Annotated in this window: 5 protein-coding genes and 5 tRNA genes; 6 read left to right on the forward strand and 4 right to left on the reverse strand. The window is 72.2% G+C overall.

The genetic code is table 11. The features are described from left to right. Positions 1–89 precede the first annotated feature (89 nt). Entirely contained in the window at positions 90–692 is a 603-nt protein-coding gene (locus ACIRG9_RS04820; protein ID WP_402850139.1) for a TetR/AcrR family transcriptional regulator, read from the reverse strand. A gap of 277 nt (positions 693–969) precedes the next feature. Between ACIRG9_RS04820 and ACIRG9_RS04825 the strand changes: the two genes are divergently transcribed. The 3 genes from ACIRG9_RS04825 (at position 970) to ACIRG9_RS04835 (ending at position 1,238) form a co-directional block, all read left to right on the forward strand. Continuing rightward, a tRNA-Gly gene (locus ACIRG9_RS04825) sits at positions 970–1,042 on the forward strand. A gap of 37 nt (positions 1,043–1,079) precedes the next feature. Next, positions 1,080–1,150, forward strand: a tRNA-Cys gene (locus ACIRG9_RS04830). 13 nt (positions 1,151–1,163) lie between these two features. Next, positions 1,164–1,238 (forward strand) — tRNA-Val (locus ACIRG9_RS04835). Between the two features lie 99 nt (positions 1,239–1,337). Here ACIRG9_RS04835 and ACIRG9_RS04840 read toward each other — a convergent pair. Then, on the reverse strand, positions 1,338–2,318 hold the full coding sequence (locus tag ACIRG9_RS04840) for a helix-turn-helix domain-containing protein (protein ID WP_402850142.1): 981 nt from the start codon (positions 2,316–2,318) through the stop codon (positions 1,338–1,340). A gap of 69 nt (positions 2,319–2,387) precedes the next feature. On the opposite strand from ACIRG9_RS04840, the gene ACIRG9_RS04845 reads away from it, so the two are divergent. Beyond that, complete coding sequence (locus ACIRG9_RS04845) at positions 2,388–3,209, forward strand: isocitrate lyase/phosphoenolpyruvate mutase family protein (RefSeq protein WP_402850145.1); 822 nt, start codon at positions 2,388–2,390, stop codon at positions 3,207–3,209. Between the two features lie 94 nt (positions 3,210–3,303). On the opposite strand, the gene ACIRG9_RS04850 is transcribed toward ACIRG9_RS04845, so the two are convergent. Beyond that, positions 3,304–3,543, reverse strand: coding sequence for a DUF6458 family protein (locus ACIRG9_RS04850; RefSeq protein ID WP_402850148.1), 240 nt, complete (start codon positions 3,541–3,543; stop codon positions 3,304–3,306). A gap of 171 nt (positions 3,544–3,714) precedes the next feature. Here ACIRG9_RS04850 and ACIRG9_RS04855 point away from each other — a divergent pair. Then, a tRNA-Gly gene (locus ACIRG9_RS04855) sits at positions 3,715–3,787 on the forward strand. Between the two features lie 57 nt (positions 3,788–3,844). Beyond that, positions 3,845–3,919, forward strand: a tRNA-Val gene (locus ACIRG9_RS04860). Between the two features lie 64 nt (positions 3,920–3,983). Here ACIRG9_RS04860 and ACIRG9_RS04865 read toward each other — a convergent pair. After that, the gene (locus tag ACIRG9_RS04865; RefSeq protein WP_402850151.1) at positions 3,984–6,266 is read right to left on the reverse strand and encodes an MMPL family transporter; all 2,283 of its coding nucleotides are present in this window, start codon (positions 6,264–6,266) and stop codon (positions 3,984–3,986) included. Positions 6,267–6,683 lie beyond the last annotated feature (417 nt).

The following is a 6,683-nucleotide window of genomic DNA, read 5'->3' on the forward strand; positions in this document are numbered from 1 at the left end:
GGCCGGGCGGGCTTGGCGTGGGTGGTCCCGGAACCGGGATGGCGGCTGCGGCGCGGGTTCAGGAGCTGGGGGCGGCTGCGGGCGCGGGATCAGTCGAGCTGGGCCGGCTCCAGCCCCAGCTCGCGCGCGGCGACGAGGCGGATCCACTCGGCGATCTGCCGTCGGGTGATCACCCGCTCGTGCACCGCGAGCTGCACCGCCAGGCCGTCCATCACCGCGTTGATCCGCCATGCCGCGCCCGCCGGATCCGGGCAGTCGAAGGTGCCGTCGGCCACCCCGTCGGAGATCACCTTGGCGAGATCCTGCCGCCACCGCAGGTCGAGCCGGCGGGAGAGCCTTTCCAGCTCGGGGGTACGCAGCGACTCCGCCCAGCCGTCGATCCACATGGACCACGAGGTCGACCGGCCGGTCGGCGCGTAGAGGCGCAGCATCCGGCGCAGCTTCGCCAGCGGCGGGGCGGAGGAGCGGACCACCGTGTCGAGCCGGGTCAGGTCCTGTTCGACGGCGTACGCGAACGCCCGCGCGAGCAGCCGGTCCCTGGTGGCGAAGTGGTAGAAGACCAGGGCCTGGCTGACTCCGGCGGCCTCCGCCACGTCGGCGGTGCGGGTGTTGGCGAGTCCACGTTCCGCGATCACGTCACAGGCTGTGCGAAGCAGGGCATCCAGGCGGATTTCGGCGGCGCGTCTCGTCACGCCCGTCACCGTATCCCATCGATGTGACCACGGGGAGTTACCGCTGCGGCCGGTCCGGCGGGTGTCAGTCGGAACCCGGACACTTCCCGCGCCGGCGTGTCGGGTGCGCGTTCCCCGCCCCCTGCCCGGCCCGGGGTTCATTCCGCCCAGGTTCCTAGGAAGCTCTACGGGAAGCTGGACGTCACCGCCCGGACGCGCCGAAAGGGCACCCCGATTTGGCAACCGTTCCCGGGCTCGGCTAAAGTTCACATCCGTCACCGGGAAACACCGGGGGCACGCGGACGTAGCGCAGCTGGTAGCGCATCACCTTGCCAAGGTGAGGGTCGCGGGTTCGAATCCCGTCGTCCGCTCGGAGATGCCACCGCCGAGAGTGTCGGGGGCAACCTCGGTGGAGTGGCCGAGAGGCGAGGCAACGGCCTGCAAAGCCGTGTACACGGGTTCAAATCCCGTCTCCACCTCGGCAGTAGACGAGGGCGATTGGCGCAGTGGGAGCGCGCTTCCTTGACACGGAAGAGGTCACTGGTTCAAACCCAGTATCGCCCACCAGTTGGATGAGCAAAAGGCTCGTCACCGGACAGCGGTGACGAGCCTTTCTGTTTCTCCCGGACCCGTCGGCGGGCTTCTGCAGGGCCAGTCGGCCACCACTCACGCCGACGCGGTCAACAACGCCTCCGCGACCGCCGTCCGGCTGCTCAGCAGCGACCGGCCGTGCCGGTGCGTCACCACCAGGCCAGCCGCGCGCAGCGCGGTGAGATGCTGCGACACGCCCGCCGGAGAGAGGCCCGTCCGGCGGGCCAACTCGGTGGTCGACCGGGGCGCGTCCAACGCCGCGAGCAGTCGCGCCCGGCCCCGACCGAGTACGGCGCCCAGCGCGTCCGGCGCGGTCGGCGGGCAGGCCCACAGCGCGCCGAGCCCCCAGGCCGGGTACGCCAGTTGCGGCACCTCCCCGGCGGCGATGCTGAGCACGGACGGCCAGACGAAGACCGATGGCACCAGCACCAACCCGCTGCCGTCGGGCACGTCCGCAGCCGTGCAGTGCCGCTGGCTGATCAGCAGGGCGTCGCCCTCCCAGCGGACCCGCTCGTGCAGGTCGTTGAGGAGCCCGGCCGCGCCGTCCTCGGCCAGCCGGCGGGCCCGCCGGAACACCTCCGCGTCCAGCAGGGCCCGGATCCGGGGCCAGTCGCCGGCGAGGGCCAACCGCCAGTACGCCTCGATCTCCCCGGCGAGGCGGTGCAGCCCGTCCTCGGGGTCGGCGTAGAGGGCGGCCAGAGCCGGTGGTCGAGGCCCGGGGTAGAGGTCCAGGTGGGCGCGGACGGTCCCGGGCGGGGTTGCGCGCAGGACGGCGAGTTCCTGCCCCAGGTCGGGGGCCAGCCCGGCGGGTGGCGGGGTGAGGAAGTCGGCCAGGTACCCGGGTGCGGGCGGGACGAGCTGCCAGAGCAGGCCGTGGTCCGGGCCGATCAGGTTCGCCTCGGCCAGGCGCGGCCGGACCCGGTTCACCCACGGCAGGTGGATCGCGTGCTGGCCGGGGTCGCGGAGCACCCGCACGCTGGCGACCGTTTCCCAGAGGCAGGACAGCGCGAACCGGACCCGTGCCACGGCACCCGCCGACAGGCCGATCGCGACCACGCCGCCTCCTTCGTTTCAGCTGGGACTGAAACATTACGGCGATCGGCGGCGTGGACCCAGACTGGCCGGGTGAACGATCACCGCAACCTTGCCCTGCGTTTCCGTTCCCTGCACATCCCCGGCGAACCGCTGGTTCTGGTCAACGCCTGGGACGCCGCGAGCGCCCGGATCGTTGCCGCAGTCGGCGCCCGTGCGATCGCCACCACCAGCGCCGGCGTTGCCTGGAGTCTCGGCACCCCCGACGGCGATGCCCTCGGCCGCGACACCGCCGTAGACCTGGTTCGCCGGGTCGTCGCGGCGGCCCCGTCGCTGCCGGTCACCGCCGACATCGAGTCCGGGTACGGCGACACCGCCGACGAGGTCGCCGAGAGCGTGGCGGCGGTGGTCGCGGCCGGTGCCGTCGGCGTCAACGTCGAGGATGCCCGGCACGACGGGGCCATCCCGCTGCGGGAGGTCGACGATCAGTGTGACCGCCTGGCGGCCGTCCGGTCCGCCGCGGACCGAGCTGCGGTCCCGCTCTTCGTCAACGCGCGCGTCGACACGTTCCTGCGCGGCGCCGGGGGCGTCGCGGAGACGGTGGCGCGGGCCCGGGCGTACCTGGCGGCCGGCGCCGACGGGGTGTTCGTGCCCGGCACGGTCGACCTCGGCACGCTCGCCGCCCTGGTCGAGGCGATTCCGGCGCCGCTGAACGTCCTGGCCGGTCCGGGTGCCCCGGCCGTGGCCGAGCTGGCGAAGATCGGGGTGGCCCGGGTCAGCCTCGGTTCCTCGGTTGCCGAGGCCGCGTACGCGGTAGCCCACCGGGCCGCCGTGGAGGCGTTCGCCACCGGGACGTACGACGCCCTGGCCGACGCCCTTGACTACGGCACGCTCAACGAGTTGATGCGCGGCTGACCCGGCACCCGAACGGGGCGCCGGCCGTGGCCGGCGCCCCGGGCCCGTCCTGCCCGTGACCGGTCGGCTCCGCCGACCACGGGTGCCTGGTGCGTCACAGCGGCGGCGTCACGTCCCGCCGTTCCTCGACCCGCCGGTACTCCGCCGGCTCGGCCGTGGTGACCACGTCGCGGCGGCGGCCCCAGACCAGCGTGGTCATGATCAGGCCGAGCACGCCGGCCGCCATCAGGATCCAGCCGACGACATCCAGGCTGACCCCGCCGACGTGGACGTCCAGCGCGAAGGTGAGGATCGCACCGACCGCGATCAGGAAGATACTGGTTCCGATTCCCACGACAGCCTCCTTCGGGGGACGGGTTGTGCTGTCGAGAGCAGTCAGTACCCCGTCGGCGACCAGCGCAATCACACTGCGGTGGTGGGTGGTGCCCCGCGCGTGGGGGTCTCCCGCACGGCGATCTTGCCATCGGGTACAGTTCTACCCGTCGCCAGCGGAGGCTGGCGGCACGCGGACGTAGCGCAGCTGGTAGCGCATCACCTTGCCAAGGTGAGGGTCGCGGGTTCGAATCCCGTCGTCCGCTCGCGATCCGCCCCTCGTGGGGCCGACCGCCGCCGGTGTTCCGACCCGGCGGGCGTTCGGGCGATTGGCGCAGTGGGAGCGCGCTTCCTTGACACGGAAGAGGTCACTGGTTCAAACCCAGTATCGCCCACCAGAAGTACACGATCTGTGCCAGCGGGTCCGCACCGCTTGCTGCGCGGCGCGGACCCGGCACACTCCTAACTCACCGGGACCGGCTCGCGCGTGGCCGCCGGCTGTTCCGCCTCCTCCGGTTCCTCCGGCCGCTCGTCGTGCGAGAGGCTGGGCAGCCAGTTCAGCCAGCTCGGCAGGTACCAGGCCCGCTCGCCGAGGAGCTTCATGGTGGCCGGCAGCAGGACGGCGCGCACGACGGTGGCGTCGATCAGGATGGCCACCGCCAGCCCCACCCCCATCTGCTTGAAGCTGAGCAGCGACATGGTCCCGAACACCGCGAAGACCGCCACCATGATCAGCGCCGCGTTGGTGACCACCCCCGCGGAAGACTTGATGCCGTGGGTGACCGCCCGCTCCGTGGACATCCCGCCGTCGTACGCCTCGCGGATCCGGCTGAGGATGAAGACCTGGTAGTCCATCGACAGTCCGAACAGGATGACGCAGAGGAACAGCGGCAGCCAGTTGACGATCGCGCCCGGCGTGAAGCCGAGGAGGTCCGCGCCGTGCCCGTCCTGGAACACCAGCACCAGCACCCCGTACGCGGCGGCCACCGAGAGCAGGTTGAGCAGGATCGCCTGGATCGCCACCATGATCGATCGGAAGCTGCTCAGCAGCAGGACGAACGCCAGCACCAGCACGAACGCGAGGACCAACGGCGCGGTACGGGACATCTGCTGGTTGAAGTCGGCCGTGGCGGCCACGGTGCCGGTGACGTACGCCTGGGTGTCCGGCAGCGCGCCCACGGTCTCGGGCACGATCGTCTCCCGCAGCGCTTCGACCGCCTTCCGGCCCTGCTCGCCGTAGCCGATGCTGAGCGAGACCGTGGCCACCGTCCCCGCCGGATTCACCTGGACGCTCACCGGTTCGTGCGCCACGCCGGTGGCCAGCGCCCGATCCTTGAGCCGTTCGATCGCCTCCCGCGTCGCGGGGCTGGACACGTCCGGCGCCTTGACCGCCACGGTGGCCGGTTCGTTGCCTCCCGGGAAGGCCCTGTCGATCGCCTTGAACGTGGCCGCGATCGGGTAATCGCCCTGCAGGTCGTCGATGCCGGGCTGGCCGAGCCGCATGCCGAGGGCGGGCACCGCCAGCGCGGCGAGCACGCCCACGGTCAGCACCGTCGAAATCCACGGACGGCGCAGCACGCCGGTCAGGACGGCGTTCCACACCCGACCGCCGCCGGCCCGACCGCCCAGTCGCCGTGGCCAGGTGACCCGGCCCCGGGTGACCAGCCGCACGATTCCGTGGATCACCCGGGCGTCGACGGCGTCGCCGAAGACCGCCAGCGTCGCCGGGAGCACCGTCACCGAGGCCACCATCGCGGTCAGGACGACCAGGATGGTCCCCTGGGCGAAGCCCATGAACACACCGTGGTCGGTGAGGAACATGCCGGCCATCGCCACGATCACGGTGACCCCGGAGATCAGCACGGCGCGACCGGAGGTGGCCGCCGCGATTTCCAGGGCACGCTGCTTGGACCGGCCCTTCGCCCGCTCCTCGCGTTCACGCCGCACGTAGAACAGTGAGTAGTCCACGCCCACCGCCAGCCCGATCAGCAGCATCAGGTTGGTGGTGGTGTCGGCCACGTGCAGCGCCTTGCTGGCCAGTGCCAGCAGACCGGTGGCGGCGAAGAACGCGGTCATCGACACCCCGAGCGGGATGAGCGTGGGCAGCAGGGTGCCGAAGGCGATCAGCAGGATGATCGCGGTGATCGGCAGCGACAGCGCCTCGGCCCGCTGGAAGTCCTCGTTGACCGCCACGCCGGCCAGCCGCTGCAGGCTCGCCGCGCCCGCCTGCTCCACCCGCAGGTCGGGGTGTCGGGCCTGTACGCCGGCCACCGCGTCGAGGACCGGCTGAACCCGTTCGTCCGCGCTGTCGCCGGCGCCGGCCATGTCGAACAGCACCAAAGCGGTCGTGCCGTCGCTGGTCCGTGGTGCCGGCCGGGCCGGGTCGTATGGGGTGCGCAGGTGCTCCACCTGGCCGGTCGCCTCGACCGCGCTGCGGACGTCCTGCACCGCCTGGCGGAACTCGGGGCTGTCCACCGTGATCCGCCCGTCGCGGGACTGGACCAGCACCATCTCGCCGGCCACGTCGGGGAAACCGGCCTCGTCGATGATCTGCTGGGCCCGGCGCGAGTCGCCGTTCTGGCCCTCGTAGCTCTTCATCGGGGTGGTGCCCACCGCGTTGCCGACGACGGTGGCGACCACCACGAACCCCAGCCAGATCAGGATCGCCCACCAGCGGTGACGAGCGCTCCAGCCGCCGACTCGGGCGGCCACGTTCTTTGTTTTCCTGGTCCGTTCCCCGGTCACTCCCGACCTCCGCAGTCTTCGATGAACGCTGTTCGTGGTCGCCCCGGCCGATCGACTGAAGCAACCGGTCCTCGAAGCAGCCTCGACGCGTCCGCCAGCGTTTCCGGGGGGCCGGGAGGGGCAGGCCGCTCTGGGTGGGCTGGTTGCGCTCGGGGGCTGGTTGCGCTCGGGGGCTGGTTGCTGTTGGGGGCTGGTTGCTCTGGCTGGGCTGGTTGCTCTCGGGGGTCGGTTGCTCGGGGTGGGTGGTTGCTCTGGGTGGGTGGTCGCTGTCGGGGCTGGTTGCTCTCGGGGGTTGGTTGCTCGGGGGGCTCGGGGTGGTTTGTTGCTGTCGGGGGGGGGGGGGGGGGGGGGGGGGGGGGGGGGGGGGGGGGGGGGGGGGTGGGGCGCGGGCGGCCCCCCCCCCCCCCCCCCCCCCCG

The organism is Micromonospora sp. NPDC093277 (assembly GCF_044765245.1).
Classification (GTDB): domain Bacteria; phylum Actinomycetota; class Actinomycetes; order Mycobacteriales; family Micromonosporaceae; genus Micromonospora.